The sequence below is a fragment of the Ferrovibrio sp. GW821-FHT12B10 genome, from assembly GCF_058807515.1.
Window position 1 is genome coordinate 451,912 of sequence record NZ_JBXAQT010000001.1, and the last position, 14,630, is coordinate 466,541.

14 protein-coding genes are annotated in these 14,630 nt (G+C 64.1%); 1 reads left to right on the top strand and 13 read right to left on the bottom strand.

Translation table 11 applies throughout. The features are described 5' to 3' along the window. Window positions 1-9: 9 nt before the first annotated feature. From AC1RRT_RS02420 to AC1RRT_RS02465, 10 genes are read right to left on the bottom strand one after another with little or no spacing between them, the layout of a single operon-like run. Window positions 10-792, bottom strand: coding sequence for a cyclic nucleotide-binding domain-containing protein (locus AC1RRT_RS02420; protein WP_493012058.1), 783 nt, complete (start codon window positions 790-792; stop codon window positions 10-12). Between the two features lie 7 nt (window positions 793-799). Then, on the bottom strand, window positions 800-1,243 hold the full coding sequence (locus AC1RRT_RS02425) for a hypothetical protein (RefSeq protein ID WP_493012059.1): 444 nt from the start codon (window positions 1,241-1,243) through the stop codon (window positions 800-802). 11 nt (window positions 1,244-1,254) lie between these two features. Then, a complete protein-coding gene (locus AC1RRT_RS02430) occupies window positions 1,255-2,028 on the bottom strand; it encodes an aldo/keto reductase (RefSeq protein ID WP_493012060.1) in 774 nt (257 codons plus the stop codon). Next, complete coding sequence (locus tag AC1RRT_RS02435) at window positions 2,019-3,182, bottom strand: FAD-dependent oxidoreductase (RefSeq protein ID WP_493012061.1); 1,164 nt, start codon at window positions 3,180-3,182, stop codon at window positions 2,019-2,021. The genes AC1RRT_RS02430 and AC1RRT_RS02435 overlap by 10 nt, the downstream gene beginning before the upstream one ends. 13 nt (window positions 3,183-3,195) lie before the next feature. Next, the gene (hldE, locus tag AC1RRT_RS02440) at window positions 3,196-4,650 is read right to left on the bottom strand and encodes a bifunctional D-glycero-beta-D-manno-heptose-7-phosphate kinase/D-glycero-beta-D-manno-heptose 1-phosphate adenylyltransferase HldE (protein WP_493012062.1); all 1,455 of its coding nucleotides are present in this window, start codon (window positions 4,648-4,650) and stop codon (window positions 3,196-3,198) included. 51 nt (window positions 4,651-4,701) lie between these two features. Continuing rightward, the gene (locus AC1RRT_RS02445) at window positions 4,702-5,418 is read right to left on the bottom strand and encodes a metallophosphoesterase family protein (RefSeq protein ID WP_493012063.1); all 717 of its coding nucleotides are present in this window, start codon (window positions 5,416-5,418) and stop codon (window positions 4,702-4,704) included. 9 nt (window positions 5,419-5,427) lie between these two features. Then, window positions 5,428-5,955 (bottom strand): ActR/PrrA/RegA family redox response regulator transcription factor, encoded by a 528-nt coding sequence (locus AC1RRT_RS02450; RefSeq protein ID WP_492981746.1) that lies wholly within the window; start codon window positions 5,953-5,955, stop codon window positions 5,428-5,430. A 40-nt stretch (window positions 5,956-5,995) separates the two neighbouring features. Next, window positions 5,996-7,309, bottom strand: a complete 1,314-nt coding sequence (locus AC1RRT_RS02455) for an ActS/PrrB/RegB family redox-sensitive histidine kinase (protein ID WP_493012064.1) — start codon at window positions 7,307-7,309, stop codon at window positions 5,996-5,998. Window positions 7,310-7,312: 3 nt separating this feature from the next. After that, entirely contained in the window at window positions 7,313-8,794 is a 1,482-nt protein-coding gene (gene zwf / locus AC1RRT_RS02460) for a glucose-6-phosphate dehydrogenase (protein ID WP_493012065.1), read from the bottom strand. Between the two features lie 31 nt (window positions 8,795-8,825). After that, complete coding sequence (locus tag AC1RRT_RS02465; RefSeq protein WP_493012066.1) at window positions 8,826-9,725, bottom strand: phytanoyl-CoA dioxygenase family protein; 900 nt, start codon at window positions 9,723-9,725, stop codon at window positions 8,826-8,828. 155 nt (window positions 9,726-9,880) lie between these two features. Here AC1RRT_RS02465 and AC1RRT_RS02470 point away from each other — a divergent pair, with 155 nt between their 5' ends. Further along, the gene (locus tag AC1RRT_RS02470; protein WP_493012067.1) at window positions 9,881-10,423 is read left to right on the top strand and encodes a GcrA family cell cycle regulator; all 543 of its coding nucleotides are present in this window, start codon (window positions 9,881-9,883) and stop codon (window positions 10,421-10,423) included. 64 nt (window positions 10,424-10,487) lie between these two features. On the opposite strand, the gene AC1RRT_RS02475 is transcribed toward AC1RRT_RS02470, so the two are convergent. The 3 genes from AC1RRT_RS02475 to AC1RRT_RS02485 form a co-directional block, all read right to left on the bottom strand. After that, on the bottom strand, window positions 10,488-12,044 hold the full coding sequence (locus AC1RRT_RS02475) for a hybrid sensor histidine kinase/response regulator (RefSeq protein WP_493012068.1): 1,557 nt from the start codon (window positions 12,042-12,044) through the stop codon (window positions 10,488-10,490). 217 nt (window positions 12,045-12,261) lie between these two features. Next, a complete protein-coding gene (locus tag AC1RRT_RS02480) occupies window positions 12,262-13,389 on the bottom strand; it encodes an acyl-CoA dehydrogenase family protein (protein WP_493012069.1) in 1,128 nt (375 codons plus the stop codon). Between the two features lie 38 nt (window positions 13,390-13,427). Continuing rightward, window positions 13,428-14,618, bottom strand: coding sequence for an acyl-CoA dehydrogenase family protein (locus AC1RRT_RS02485; RefSeq protein ID WP_493012070.1), 1,191 nt, complete (start codon window positions 14,616-14,618; stop codon window positions 13,428-13,430). Window positions 14,619-14,630 lie beyond the last annotated feature (12 nt).

Sequence of the window (14,630 nt, forward strand, 5' to 3'; positions counted from 1 at the left end):
ATGCAGCCGTTACGGCGGCGCACCGCCCGTGGCGTTGCGCAGCATGATATCCGCATAGATGCGCATCAGCGCTTTCACCACCGGCGGGCAGGCATTCACGATGGCCTTGAAATGCGTGGCCGATATGGTCTCGCAGACCGTCGCTTCCACAGCCATGGCCGAGGCGCGACGGGTGCCGCCGGTCAGCAGCGCCAGTTCGCCAAAGACTTCGCCCGGACCGACGCTGCGCAGCCGCTCCTCGCCGCCGCCTGGAATTTCCCGCACCAGATCGACGCGACCGCTCTGCACAAGATACAGATTGTAGCCCGGCTGACCGACGCGGAAGACCGCATCCCTGGGCTGATAGACCTTACGGTCCATCACCCGCATGCTGTTGTTCTCGGACTTGATCGTTGCCGACATCATCTCGCCGGTCACCACCTCGGGCGTGATACCGGTCATCGGGATGCCGGCAGCGTGGCGGATGTTGCGGATGAAGGTCTGCAGCAGATAACGGGCCAGCGGCGGACTGCTCGCCAGCGCGCGCTCCAGCGCCACGCCATTGATGCGGCGGCCAGTGGTCGGCTCGATCGCCACAACAGTGGCCGAGCGCGGCGCCGGATCGATCAGCGCCATCTCGCCGACCACACCGCCCTCACCGATCTCGCCCAGCTTGGTTTTCTCATCATCCTTCATGCGGAAGACTTCAACCCGGCCCGACAGCAGCAGGTAGCAGAAGTCGCCGCTGGCGCCCTCGTGGAACAGCGTCGCGCCGCGTCCGAAAGAATAGATCTGGTCGCCCGGTTCACTCATGGGAGCATCACTTGCCGTCTTCGTCGTCGCGGCCGAACAGGATCGACTTGGCCTGGATGTCGTCGATGCTGCCCATCAGATCGGCGATCTTGGATTCCAGCAGATCGGCGGCCTGACGCGCCAGATGCAGTTCCTCTTCCACTGCCTGCAGCATGGCCTGCCGCGCCGCGCCGATGATGGCGCCATTGGGCTGGGCCGGGAAGCTGACACACTTCGCCACAAAGCGGCGCACGGCCGAAGCGCTGGGCAGCGTGCCGAGCACCAGCTTGGCCGGCAGTGCGATCACCAGCCACGAGTCTTCATGGCCGACCACGGCGAAATCGCCCCGGGCAAAACCCGGCTGCGGCGCGGCATCCTCAGTCTGACCGGGAACGGCGAGAGTGACGGCGTCCCAGCCAAAGGACAGGAACTCCTGCTCGCCTGCGCCCGCGATGCCGCCTGTCGTGTCCATGCCCTCTCCGCTCACGCCGGTCTCCCCGCTGCAGTTACCGCTGCGGCATTGGCCCGCAGATTGACCGGCGACAGCGTGCCGACCACGATACTGGAAACACCGGGCAGTGTCGCGGCCATCGCCAGCGCCCTGGCCGGGTCGTGGGCATGCCCGCTGACCAGCGCCTTCTTGATCAGAACACCCCTGCCCTGTTTCGCAGCACGCGCAATTACCGGCGCCTCCTCCGTATAATCCGGATTATAGGTCACCATCAGCAGGTCGGTGCAATTCACCATCCTGTCAGCACCGGCCGCCGTCTTGCCCGAAAATCCACCGGCGCGGATCAGGCCACGCTGTTTCAAGTGTTGCAACTCCGCCGCCGCCGGCAGGAAACGGTCGGTATTCTCATCCACGCCATCGGAATGCAGCAACACGGCATCGACATGCTCCAGGCGCAGGCGGCGCAGGCTGGTTTCCACCGAAGCACGGATAGCCGCCGGCGAGAAGTCGAACCGCGAGACGCCGTTCTCGAAGGTCTCGCCCGCCTTGGTCACGATCACCCAGTCTTCCCGCTTGCCCGGCAGCAGCCGTCCCAGACGGTCTTCGGAAAGCCCATAGGCCGGCGCGGTATCCAGCAGATTGATGCCGAGTTCGCGGGCCTCATTCAGCAGCGCAACAACAGCAGCGTCGTCGGGCAGATTAAAGCCGCTAGGATATTTCACGCCCTCATTGCGCCCGATCTTCACGGTGCCCAAACCCAGGAGACTGACCCTGATCCCGGTGTTGCCCAGCAGCCTCATCTCCATGCGCTGGTCTCCCAGGGTGGTGCGGCAATGGCGACGGCAGGCCATATACCAACCTGTGAGGACACGCGACCAGACGGCGGCGGCAGGTCAGCCAGCACCAGATCGGCCAGTTGCGGCGCCAGCGCCAGCTTGGTCGGCCAGGCCAGCAGCACGCGGCCGGCACGTTTCAGGACCGGGCCTTCGGGCTTCCGGCCGTCTTCGGTAGCGCCCTCGGCGCGGTCGACGCGATAGCCGGCAAAGCGGCTGCGGCTGAAATCAAGCCTGGGCAACAGCGTGGCGAATTCCTGCTTGGCGGTGGCAATCAACTCAGCTTCGCTCTGCTGCACGCCGGTTTCGGCGATCAGGCCACCGACATACCAGACGAGCATTCCATCGGCTCTGACATGCGAGGTGACAGTGACGCGCGGCTTGTCGCTGGCATCGAAACAATGGGCCCAGAGGGGACCCGGCGCATTATCGACCATCAACATATGCAACGGCCGGCGCTGCGCTGTCTGCCTGGGCAACCCAAGTTGCGCGATGAGTGCCTCGTTGCCGGCGCCGGCGGTGGAAATCAGCGTGCCAGCCGTGAAACTGCGGCCGTCAGCCGTGATCGTCACACTATCGTCTTGCGCCGCGATAGTCACATCGCCGTCAATCCCACCGATGCAGTCTTGCCCCAGTACGGCCAAAGCATTCAACAGGCTTGGCACATCCAGCACGCATTCATCCAGCGCATAGACGGCGGCGACGCTCTCGGCATCCTGCAGCACGGCCGGCCATTGCGCGTGCTGCAGGGCCTCGACGCGACCGCGCAGAAGCTTGCTGCCGAAAAATCCGGCGATGCGGCTGACCAATGTCTTGCGTGCCCAGAACAGATGACTGGGCGCTGCCAGCTTCGCCGCGCGCAGATCAAGCTCGCCGCTGCCGGCCAGGCAGGCACGCCACCGCGCCGGCATGTCGGCCAGGGCAGCCGCGTCGGCATTCAGCTTGAGGTCGAGGGCGTATTTCAGGCCGCCATGGATGATGCCCTGTGAGGCCAAGGTCTGCCCGGCGCCGAGCGCATTCTTTTCCAGCAACAGCGCGCTATAGCCCGCGTTGCGCAGCCGCGCCAGCAGCCAGAGGCCAGCAATGCCGCCGCCGAGGATCGCGACGTCGACATCTGTTTGGGCCATGCGCGGAAAACTCTTAGCTGCGCAGACGCGCGATGGTCGCCGTGGTGCTCTGGCCCGCGACATGGCGCGAAACCCGCACTTCGCCGCCATAGGCCCGCACCAGATCAGCGCCCACCACCTGATCGACGGTGTAGTCGCCCCCCTTGACCAGCAGGTCGGGCCGGATCAGTTCCAGCAGCGGGATCGGCGTGTCTTCGCTGAAGATCAGCACCATGTCGACGATGCTCATCGCCGCCAGGATCTGGGCACGATGGCGTTCATCCTGCACCGGGCGGCTGTCACCCTTCAGCTTCTTCACCGAACTGTCGGCATTGATGGCAACCACGAGACGGTCGCATTGCCCGCGCACTTCCGCCAGCAGGGCCAGATGGCCGGGATGCAGCAGGTCGAAGACACCGTTGGTGAAGCCAATGCGCTCACCACGGCTGCGCCACAGATCGGCACGGTCCCTGGCCTGCTGGCGCGTCATCACCTTGGCGTCGATGCCATGCGGATCGGGCATATGCAGGGCAGCGCGCAATTCTTCAGGGTGCACCACCGCCGTGCCGATCTTGGCCACCACGATGCCGGCGGCAGCATTGGCCAGACGCGCGGCCTGCGGCAGCGAGCGGCCAACGGCCAGCGCTGCGGCAATGGTGGCCACAACCGTGTCGCCGGCGCCGGAGACATCAAAGACTTCGCGTGCCTCAGCCGCCAGATGAAGAGGATGGTCCTTGCCTTGAACAAGAGTCATGCCGGCAGCGCCACGGGTGATCAGCACATTGGCGATGCCCGCCTGTTCGCTCAGCTTCTGGCCGGCCGTCACGGCGCTGGCATCAGAGTCGCATGGCTCGCCGCTGGCGAGCGCGGCTTCCTGGCGGTTCGGGGTCACCAGATGCGCGCCCTTGTAGCGGCGATAGTCGCTGCCCTTGGGATCGACCAATACCGGCTTGTTCAGCTTGGCTGCAGCCTTGATCAGCGCCTTGATCACAGCTTCCGAGACCGCACCCTTGGCGTAATCCGACAGCACCAGCACGGCGCAATCCTTCAGGGCTTCGGTCGCGGCCTTGATCAGGGCATCGACAGCCTCGTCCGACGGCGCGGCGCGACTTTCACGGTCGACACGCAGCAGCTGCTGGCGGCTGCCGATATAGCGGGTCTTCTCGATGGTGCGGCGGGTCTCGTCCACCACCAGTTGCGCGAGGATATTGGGTTCCAGCGCCAGCGCCTCGTTGAGATGATCGGCGGCGACGTCATCGCCCACCAGGCCGAACAGTGACACCTGGGCCCCCAGAGCGGCGATGTTGCGGGCGACATTGCCGGCGCCGCCGGGCATGGCGATCTCGCGCTCGGCCTGCATCACCGGGATCGGCGCTTCAGGCGAGATGCGCTCCACTCCACCGTAGACGAAGCGGTCGAGCATCACATCGCCCACCACCAGCACCCGGGCAGCGGAGAAATCGGCGAGATCGGCAGACAAGTCAGACATAGCTTTTTCGTACACCGGACAGGGGCTTAACGCCAGTCCTGTGCTCGATTATCAGGTCTGCAGCAGGCGGTGGTCCGGCCCTTCCAGCACCAGGGCGGTCAGCCGACCGGTGGTATAGGCCCCGGTATCGACGCCGATGCGGTTCTCACACCACTCCACCTCATGCACGATGGTATGGCCGTGCACCACGATCATACCGTGGTCGACCACCGAATCGAGGAACAGATCGCGGATCCAGATCATGTGCTCTCGGCTCTGGCGGTCCAGCGGCAGGCCAGGCCTGATTCCGGCATGGACGAACAGGTAATCGCCGAACTGCGCCTGCTCTGCCAGCCCCATCAGGAACTGCTTGTGATGTCGGGGCATCGCCCCCATCAGGGCACGCTGAGTGAACAGCAGTTCGTCATAGGAGGCAGGCACCTTGACCTTATAACTGCGCAAGGTTGCGTCGCCGCCATTGGCCAGCCATAGCGAGGCACCATAAGGCGCATCGAGAAACTGCAGCAGCATGTCCTCGTGATTGCCCAGCAGCGCCACGGTCTCGACATTGGCGAACCGCGGCCGGCAGAGCCGCTCGATCACCGCATGGGAGTCCGGTCCGCGATCCACGTAGTCGCCCAGATAAACGATGACGGCTTTTTCAGGGGCAGTCTTGAGATCCGCCTCGATCAACCCATGCAGCTGATCCAGCAGGTCGACGCGGCCATGGATGTCTCCGATGGCATAGACGCGTAAGCCCGGCGGCAGGCTGGCCTGCCCGATAAACATGGAGGCCGCCTATTGCGGCGAACGCTTGGCGAGGATGCGCTGCAGAGTGCGGCGATGCATCTTCAGCCGGCGCGCGGTTTCCGAGACGTTGCGGTCGCAGAGTTCGAAGACCCGCTGGATATGCTCCCAGCGCACACGCTCGGCTGACATCGGCTCGTCCGGCGGCGGCGGATGCGCGGCATTGCCTACACGCAACGCACGATCGACATCGTCGGCATCGGCCGGCTTGGGCAGATAGTCGGCCGCACCAGCCTTCACGGCAGCGACAGCGGTGGCAATGTTTCCGTATCCGGTCAGCATCACCACACGGGCATCCTGACGAGCCAAACGGATGGCGCTGACCACATCGAGGCCGTTGCCATCGCCCAACTTGAGGTCGACCACGGCATAGGCCGGCGGCTTGGCACGCGCCATCTGGATGCCGGTGGCGACGCTATCGGCAGTCTGCACCTGATAGCCGCGCTTCTCCATCGCGCGCGCCAGCCGCATCCGCAGCGGTTCATCATCATCGACAATCAGAAGGGTCATCTCAGTCATAGCGACTCACTCTAGCCCGGCCGGGGGTTCAGGCAAAGCATTACACGGGGCGGCTCATTGTCTCGCGCGGCCAGATCACGGTGACCTGGGTGCCGCCGCCCGGCCGGTTGGCAAAAGCCACCGACGCGCCGCTGCGGCGCAACAAGTTCATAGCGATGAATACACCGAGACCCATGCCGCCACTGTCCGGCCGGCTGGTCACATAGGGTTCGCCCAGCGCCGACAGGATGTCGACATTCAGCCCCGGACCGTCATCCAGAATCCGCAAGCGGATCGTTTTGTCGTCCCAGCCGATCTCGGCTGCGACAGCGTGACGCGCGAATTCCATCGCATTCTGCAGAAGATTGCTGAGGCCATGGATGATCTCTGGGCGCCGCGGCAGATTTGGTGCATTGCCCTCGCTGGTCAGCACCACCGAGAACTGGATCGCTTCGCGACGCCAGGGCTGTGCCGCCATCTCGATCAGATTGGCGATGCCCAGATCGGAGAAGGCTTCCTGGTCAGTGCTGTCGGATGGGCGGCGCGACAGGCGCGCCAGGATTTCGCGGCAACGCTCAACTTGGCTCTGAAGAAGCGCGACGTCCTCGGCCATGGCATTGTCCGGCGGCAATTCGCGTGCCATCTCCTTCACGACAACGGCGATGGTGCCCAGCGGCGAACCCAGTTCATGCGCGGCAGCCGCAGCCAAACCGCCCAGCGCCGACACCTGCTGCTCACGCGCCAGGGCCATCTGCGTTGCGGCCAGCGCGTCTGACATGCGCCGCGCTTCCTCGGCCACCTGCCAGGCATAGGCCGCGATGAACAGCGTACCCAGTACCAGCGCAATGAGATTGCCCCATTGCAGCAGCGGCGGTTGCAGCACTTCCGATGGATCGCCCCAAGGCAGCGGAAAATGATGCACCGTCATGATCACGGTAATGACGAACGCCAACGCGCCGAGGATGACGGTGGAGCGCAGCGTTAGGATGGTGGCGGAGACGGTGACCGGCACCAGAATCAGCACGGTGAAAGGATTATCGATGCCGCCGGTGAGATACAGCAGGATACCGAGCTGAACCAGATCGAAGGCTAGATAGCCGGCTGCACCGGCGGCACTCAGGCGTTTCGCCGTCGGGTAGATGATGAAGAGGACGATGTTGAGCAGCGCCGAGATGGCGACCACGGTCAGCGAGGGCAGCAGCGGCAGCTTGAAGCCCAAGCCGAAATGCACGAACAGGATAGCCAGCAGCTGGCCGATGATCGCGATCCAGCGCAGCAAGACCAGTGTCTGCAGGCGCACGCGGCCGGCGAACTCGTCCACCTGCCCCACATGGGGCCCCAGCCGGTCGCGCAGCGTCTCCAACAAAGCCGGCATGGCTTAACGCATGTCCTCGTGCCAGGTGCGGCCGTCGCGCTCGATCAACCCGCTGGCGGCCGACGGTCCCCAGCTGCCGGCGGTGTAGCTCTTCGGCCTGTCGGCGCCTAACGACTGCCAGCCGGCGAGGATCGGCTCGATCCAACGCCAGGCGGCCTCGACCTCGTCACTGCGCATGAACAGCATTGGATTGCCGCGCACGACATCCATGAGCAGCCGCTCATAGGCATCGGGCTGCCGGCCATGGAAGGCTTCGGCGAAGCTCAGGTTCAGCGGCGCCGTGCGCAGGCGCATACCGCCCGGCCCCGGCACCTTGGTCATCATATGCAACGAGATGCCTTCATCGGGCTGCAACCGGATCACCAGCCGGTTCGGCGCCACATCGCGCGTCGCGCCCGGGAAGATAAGGTGCGGGACGGGGCGGAACTGCACCACGATTTCGGAGTGACGCACCGGCAGGCGCTTGCCCGTGCGCAGATAGAAGGGCACGCCGGCCCAGCGCCATGTCTCGACCTCGGCTTTCACCACCACGAAGGTTTCCGTGTTGCTCAGGTGGCCGACTTCGTCGTCATAGGCAGGCACAGCGGCGCCATCCACGGCGCCGCGCGCATACTGACCGCGCACGGTCTTGTCGGTGATCTCGCGCTCGGCGATGGGGCGCAGCGCCTCCAGCACCTTCAGCTTCTCGTCGCGCACCGCATCGGCATTGAAGGCGTTTGGCGGCTCCATCGCCACCAGGCAGAGCAGCTGCAGCAGATGGTTCTGCACCATGTCGCGCAGCGCGCCGGCGTGGTCGTAGTAATCCGCCCTGCCCTCGACGCCGATCTTCTCGGCCACCGTCACCTGCACATGATCGATCACGCCGCGATGCCAGACCGGTTCGAACAGCGCATTGGCAAAGCGCAGCGCCATCAGGTTCTGCACCGTCTCCTTGCCGAGATAATGGTCGATGCGGAAGACGCGGGTCTCGGGGAAAGCGGCAGCGACAGCATTGTTGATGGCGCGGGCCGAAGGCAGATCATGGCCGATCGGCTTTTCCAGCACCACGCGGGCTTCGGCCCTGTTCAGCCCGGCCGCGGCGAGGTGGGTACAGATGGTGCCGAAGAAGCGCGGCGCCATGGCAAGATAGAAAACCAGCACGCGGTTACTGTCGCCATTCAGCAATGTCTTCAGCGCGCGGTAATCATCGGGCTGGTCCGCATCCAGCGCCAGATAGCTAAAACGTGCCAGGAAGCGCTCGGCCAGGGCGGCGTCAAAATCGTCGGCGGCGACATGTGTGGTGAGCGCGCTGCGTGCCATGTCCCGATAATCGCCTTCACTCATGGCGGCACGCGCCACCGCGATCAACCGCACATCATCATTCAGTTGGCCGGCGACATCGCGGTGATAGAGGGCTGGCAGCAGCTTGCGCAGGGCCAAGTCGCCGGTAGCGCCGAAGATGACGAGATCGAACGAAAAACTGCCGCTGGGATTCGGATTTGTCATGGGATTACCGTGACATCCCGGCCGCGGCTAATCAATCGTCCAGGAAATGCGGCCCAGGCTTCTCGCGCAGGCCCTCGAAATGCACCAGCGCCGGTTCCGGCCCCAGCGCCACCGGCCGACCGTCACGGAAGGCCCATTCGCCGCGATCGCAGTCGGCGGCGGTGACATAGCCGTTGATATAGAGACGACGGTCCTGCCCGGAGACATTCGGCCCCGAGCCATGCACCAGATAGGGCGACCACAGCGCCAGGTCGCCCGGTTCCAGCAGCAGGTCGACCACGCCGCCCGGATCGAGGCCGGCAGCCAGCAGCGCCTCGTCCTGCAGGCTTTGCTGCAGGATCGGCCCGTCGCCGCCCAGCCCCAGATCCCCGCGCGTATGGCTGCCTGGGATGATGCGCATGGCCCCGCTCTGCTTGGTATGGGCGTCGATGGCCAGTCCGGTCTGGATGTACGAGGTCGCCAGGTTGCGGAAGGCGCTCGATGGCCGGCGGAAGCGGCTGTCCTGGTGATAGGCGAAATCCGCCTTCACCGCGCCCGGCGGCTTCCAGTGCATCTGGTTGATGATCTGCTTGAGGTCATGGCCGATCAGTGGGCCCAGCACGGCGGCAAAGCGCGGGTCGAGCCGGACGGCGTCCAGCGCGGCATCCTCCCAGCTTGGCCACTGCACCATGCGCAGGATGCGGCCCAGATTGGGATCCTCGCCCATCCGGTACATCAGGTTGCCATGGCGCCAGCTGCGGCCCCGCTCCAGGCCCCGAGCCTGGATTCGGTCGAAAGCGGCGGCAATCTGCGCCACCTCTCCGGGGCTAAACAGGCCCCGGACCACCGCATAGCCCTGCCTATGGTAGTCACTGCGCAGAGCGGTCGCGTCTGGCACGGGAATTCGCTCCTGACTCTTAAGGATTACCATCGGCTTTTCGGGTGCATTCATCTGTGGATAACTCCGATTCGGCCCCGTCTAGCTAAGGGCTTAGCACAGGCATTTCCATAGATTCTTGTGGATGATTGTAAGAGTCCGGTTGACCCCAAACCGATTTTGGCGCCTTTACTCCATCTAGCGGCCAATGCCAAGAACGGGGGCTAAATATGGTGTGGACAGACGAGAAGGTTAAGCTTCTGGTGCAACACTGGGAAGCTGGCCAGTCGATCACGCAGATCGGCAAGCAGCTCGGGATGACCCGCAATGCCGTGGTGGGCAAGGCCCATCGCATCGGTCTTGCTAAGCGGGCCTCGCCAATCATGCGCTCGGACAAGCCGGCCCAGCCGCGCCAGTCCTCCGGGGGCGGATCATCGGGTGGTGGGAGCGGTGAAGCCGTCCATCACCGGGTTTCAACACCGCGCGCGCCGGCTCAGCCGCGCAGCGAAGACGGCTCTGGCCCGGTCCAGTCCTCTTCGGGCGGGCATGCCGGCCAGCCGCAGCTGACAGCCGCCATGCTGGCGGCACTGACGCCGTCGAGCGGTCCGCGCTGCAAGTGGCCGATCGGCGATCCGAAGACCACGGATTTCGATTTCTGCGCCCATGTGTCGCTGCCCGGTAAGCCCTACTGCGCATCGCATTGCGCGCAGGCCTATACGAACTGGAACCCGGAGAGCGCCGTCGAAGCAGTGAAGGCGATCAACGCCGCCTGACCTGTCAGACGTTCCGGTTTCCCAAAAAGCCCGGCCGTGCAAACGACCGGGCTTTTTCATGCCTTCAATCCAGCAACGCCACCAGCTTCTGCGCCAGGTCCTGCGCACGATAAGGCTTGCTCAGCATCATCGCCGGATCATGTTCCAAGTTGTCGGGGAAGACCGCGCCGGGGAAGCCTGATGTGAACAGCACCTTCAGGTCGGGACGGCGCTTGCGCGCGGCGCGCGCCAGATCATAGCCGCTCATGCCGCCCGGCATGATGATGTCGGTGAACAGCAGGTCGATGGGCGTTCCGCTGTCGATATGGCGCATCGCCTCGCCCGCATTCTCAGCCTCGATGGTCTTGTAGCCGAGCTTCTTCAGATGCATCAGCGCGACGTTGCGGATGCCTTCGTTATCCTCCACCACCAGAATGGTGTGCACTTTCTGCTCGGCCAGCCGGCGCCCCTGCTCCTCGGCCACCTCCTGCGCCTCGGCCTTGGCGCCGCCGGCGCGCGGCAGATAGAGCCGCATGGTCGTGCCATGGCCCGGCTCGCTATAGACCTTGATATGGCCGCCCGATTGCTTGAGGAAACCGAACACCATGCTCAGGCCAAGGCCGCTGCCGCGCCCGACCTCCTTGGTGGTGAAGAACGGCTCGAAGATATGCTCCATCACCGCCGGTGGGATGCCTGTTCCGGTATCCGTGATCGACACGGCCACATAATCGCCGGACTCGGCGCCGGGATTGCTGTGGGCATAGACCTCATCCAGCGTGACATTGGCGGTTTCGATGATCAGCCGGCCGCCACCCGGCATGGCGTCGCGTGCATTCACCGCCAGATTGGCCACCGCGGATTCAAGGTTGGCCGCATCGATGAAGACCGCCCAGACATCGGGGGCCGGCATCAGTCGGATCTCGATATCCTGCCCCAGCGTGCGACGCAGCAGTGGTGCGAAGCGCCGCAACAGCTCGTTCACATCGACGCGGCGCGGCGCCAGCGGCTGCTGACGTGCGAAGGCAAGCAGTCGTTTGGTCAGCTCAGCCCCGCTGTTGGCGGCATGCAGCGCGTCCTGCACGAACTTGTGTCCTTCGGCATCCAGTCCGGGCTGGTCGGCCAGCAGATCAAGGCAACCGACCACGATGGCCAGAATGTTGTTGAAATCATGGGCGATGCCGCCGGTGAGTTGGCCCACGGCATCCAGCCGCTGCAGATGGCGCAGGCGTTCCTCGATGGCCAGCCGCTCGGTCATGTCGCGGCCGATGAAGAAGTGCTGGCCCGTCTCTTCCGACCATACGCCGGTCCAGATCAGCATGATCGGATGGCCGGACTTGTGCATGTAGCGGCATTGGAAATTGCGCATCAGCTTGCCCTTGCGGGCGGCGCGCATTTCCTCGCGTGTGCTGTCCAGGTCGTCGGGATGGATGAAGCCGACTGCGCTGCGCCCCACCATCTCTTCCGGATCGCGGCCGAGGATGGCTTTTGCACTCGGGCTGACGCGGAAGAACTCACCGGTGCGACTCACAACCAGGATAAGGTCGAGCGAGGTCTCGAACAGGCGCTGATTGATCGTGTTGATCCGGTCCGGCTGAAGTTCCGGCGGAGCGGCTGAAGCGGGTGCGGCTGAGTGATCCGCCATGGCGAGCGTTTCCTCGGCGCATGCCACGGGGGCACACGGGTCTATGCACTTAGCCTCGTCCGCACGGCCGTCAGGGTCAAGCGAATTTGACGAAAAGACTAGCCAAGCTTCGTCGAAAAGCCTCAGAAACCGCGCCGTTTCAGCAGGGCGCTCACAGAAAAGGCCGGGCGTTTCACGACCCGGCCTTTTTGCCATGGTTCAAAAAGCGACCGACAGATCAGTCGCTGAGCGCCGCGAACCGCCGCTGGTGGTGATCGGCATTGCCGAAGGTGGTGTCGATCATCATCAGGCGCTTGAAGTAATGGCCGACATTCAGCTCGTCGGTCATACCCATGCCGCCATGCACCTGCACGGCCTGCTGGCCAACCCACTTGCCCGAACGGCCAATCTGCACCTTCGCCGCGGCAGCGGCCTTGGCGCGCTCCTTCGGCTCGGCATTAGCCTTCAGGCTCGCGAGCAGCGCCAGCGAACGCGCGCTTTCCACCTGCATCATCATGTCGACCAGGCGATGCTGGATCACCTGGAACTCGCCGATGGCCCGACCGAACTGCTTGCGCTGCTTCACGTAGGCCAGCGTGGTTTCATGCAGCGCGCTCATCGCACCAACGGCCTCGGCGGCCATGTAGGAGATCGCCTGATCCATCACCGCTTCCACGACGGCAAAAGCCTTGGCCGGATCGCCCAGCACGGCCTTCACCGGCGCATGATCGAAGCGTATGTCGCTGGCGCGTTTGTTGTCGACGGTCCGGTAATCCTGCCGCACCACGCCAGCGCCGTTCGCCTCGACCACGAAGAGCCCAAGGCCCTGCGCATCGTCGCGCTTCCCGGCGGTGCGCGCCAGCACGATGATGTAATCAGCGCTCGCGGCATCCTGGACGACAATCTTCTTGCCATCCAGCGTCCAGCCATCGGCACCCTTCTTGGCCTGGGTCTCGACCTCGTTCAGTGCATAGCGCGCGCCATGCTCGGCAAAGGCAAAAGCCCATTTGGCCTTGCCTTCGACGATGGCCGGCAGCCACTCGTTCTTCTGCTTGTCATCGCCGGCAGCCTGGATCAGGCCGGCGCCAAGAATCACGGTAGAGAAATACGGCTCGGCCACCAGATGCTTGCCGAAACGCTCGGCCAGAAGGGCCACGTCCACCGCACCACCGCCCATGCCGCCGAAGTCTTCTGCCACCGGGATAGAGAGCCAACCCAGTTCGGCCATGGTCTTCCAGTTGGCCTGGTCGTAGCCCAGATCGGTCTTCACCAGCTTGCGCCAGCGTTCGAAGTCATACTTGTCCTGCAGCCAGCTTTCGACGCTGTCGGCCAGCAGGGTCTGTTCCTCGGACAATTGGAAATCCATGTGACGTTCTCTTCTTTCTTCGCTTTAAGTCGGCTTGATCAGAGGCCCAGCACCATTTTCGCAATGATGTTGCGCTGAATTTCATTGCTGCCGCCATAGATCGTGGTGGCACGGTAATAGAGGTAGCTTTCCATGCGGCCCTGCGCATAGTCCGGTCCGACCGGCGGCTGGTTCGAACCGTCGGCACGATGCTCGTAGGGTGCCGCGTAATAACCCAGCGCCTCGCAGGCCAGCTCCGTGATGGTCTGCTGGATTTCAGAGCCGCGGATTTTCAGCATGCTCACTTCCGGCCCCACACCCTTGCCGGCATTCTCGGCCGCCAGCACCCGCAGGTTGGTGTATTCCAACGCCAGCAGGTCGATCTCGATGGCGGCAACCTTGCTGCGGAAGCTTTCGTCCTGCAGCAGCGGCGCACCATAAGACTGCTCGGCGCGGGCGATATCCTTCAGGCGCTTCAGACGCTGCTTCGAGGTCGCGACTTCGGCGATGCCGGTGCGCTCGTTGCCCAGCAGGAACTTGGCATAGGTCCAGCCCTTGCCTTCCTTGCCGACCAGGTTGGCCTTGGGCACGCGCACATTGTCGAGGAAAACCTCATTGATGCTGTGGCCCTCGTCGATGGAGATGATCGGCCGCACGGTGACGCCCGGATCGGTCATATCGATCAGCAGGAAGGAGATGCCCTCCTGCGCCTTGGCCTCGAAATCGGTGCGCACCAGGCAGAACATCATGTTGGCGTGATGCGCCTGGGTGGTCCAAATCTTATGGCCGTTGACGATGTAATGGTCGCCGTCGCTCTCGGCCTTGGTTCGCAGGCTTGCGAGATCGGAGCCCGAACCCGGCTCGGAATAGCCTTGGCACCACCAGTCTTCCATCGACAGGATGCGCGGCAGGTATTTCTTTTTCTGCTCGTCGGTGCCGAAGGTATAGATCACCGGCCCGACCATGGCATGGCCGAACGGCACCAGCGGCGGCGCATCGGCAGCAGCGCATTCTTCGTCAAAGATGTACCGCTGCACCGGCGACCAGCCCGGGCCGCCATGCTCTTTCGGCCAGAGCGGCGCCGACCAACCGCGCGCAGCAAGTATCTTGTGCCAGGCGACGAAGTCTTCCTTGGACAGGTGAATCTGACGCCGCACCTTCTCGGCCAGCTTCGGCGGCAGGTTGTCGCGAATGAAGTCGCGCACCTCCTCGCGGAATGCGCGCTCTGAAGCCGTGAATTCGAGATCCATGGCGGTTTCTCT

What these genes read in the sequence shown, in the direction of transcription:
- AC1RRT_RS02420 (WP_493012058.1), bottom strand. Translation starts at nt 792, where the DNA reads ATGAGTGAACCGGGCGACCAGATCTATTCTTTCGGACGCGGCGCGACG.
- AC1RRT_RS02425 (WP_493012059.1), bottom strand. Translation starts at nt 1,243, where the DNA reads ATGGACACGACAGGCGGCATCGCGGGCGCAGGCGAGCAGGAGTTCCTG.
- AC1RRT_RS02430 (WP_493012060.1), bottom strand. Translation starts at nt 2,028, where the DNA reads ATGGAGATGAGGCTGCTGGGCAACACCGGGATCAGGGTCAGTCTCCTG.
- AC1RRT_RS02435 (WP_493012061.1), bottom strand. Translation starts at nt 3,182, where the DNA reads ATGGCCCAAACAGATGTCGACGTCGCGATCCTCGGCGGCGGCATTGCT.
- hldE (WP_493012062.1), bottom strand. Translation starts at nt 4,650, where the DNA reads ATGTCTGACTTGTCTGCCGATCTCGCCGATTTCTCCGCTGCCCGGGTG.
- AC1RRT_RS02445 (WP_493012063.1), bottom strand. Translation starts at nt 5,418, where the DNA reads ATGTTTATCGGGCAGGCCAGCCTGCCGCCGGGCTTACGCGTCTATGCC.
- AC1RRT_RS02450 (WP_492981746.1), bottom strand. Translation starts at nt 5,955, where the DNA reads ATGACTGAGATGACCCTTCTGATTGTCGATGATGATGAACCGCTGCGG.
- AC1RRT_RS02455 (WP_493012064.1), bottom strand. Translation starts at nt 7,309, where the DNA reads ATGCCGGCTTTGTTGGAGACGCTGCGCGACCGGCTGGGGCCCCATGTG.
- zwf (WP_493012065.1), bottom strand. Translation starts at nt 8,794, where the DNA reads ATGACAAATCCGAATCCCAGCGGCAGTTTTTCGTTCGATCTCGTCATC.
- AC1RRT_RS02465 (WP_493012066.1), bottom strand. Translation starts at nt 9,725, where the DNA reads ATGAATGCACCCGAAAAGCCGATGGTAATCCTTAAGAGTCAGGAGCGA.
- AC1RRT_RS02470 (WP_493012067.1), top strand. Translation starts at nt 9,881, where the DNA reads ATGGTGTGGACAGACGAGAAGGTTAAGCTTCTGGTGCAACACTGGGAA.
- AC1RRT_RS02475 (WP_493012068.1), bottom strand. Translation starts at nt 12,044, where the DNA reads ATGGCGGATCACTCAGCCGCACCCGCTTCAGCCGCTCCGCCGGAACTT.
- AC1RRT_RS02480 (WP_493012069.1), bottom strand. Translation starts at nt 13,389, where the DNA reads ATGGATTTCCAATTGTCCGAGGAACAGACCCTGCTGGCCGACAGCGTC.
- AC1RRT_RS02485 (WP_493012070.1), bottom strand. Translation starts at nt 14,618, where the DNA reads ATGGATCTCGAATTCACGGCTTCAGAGCGCGCATTCCGCGAGGAGGTG.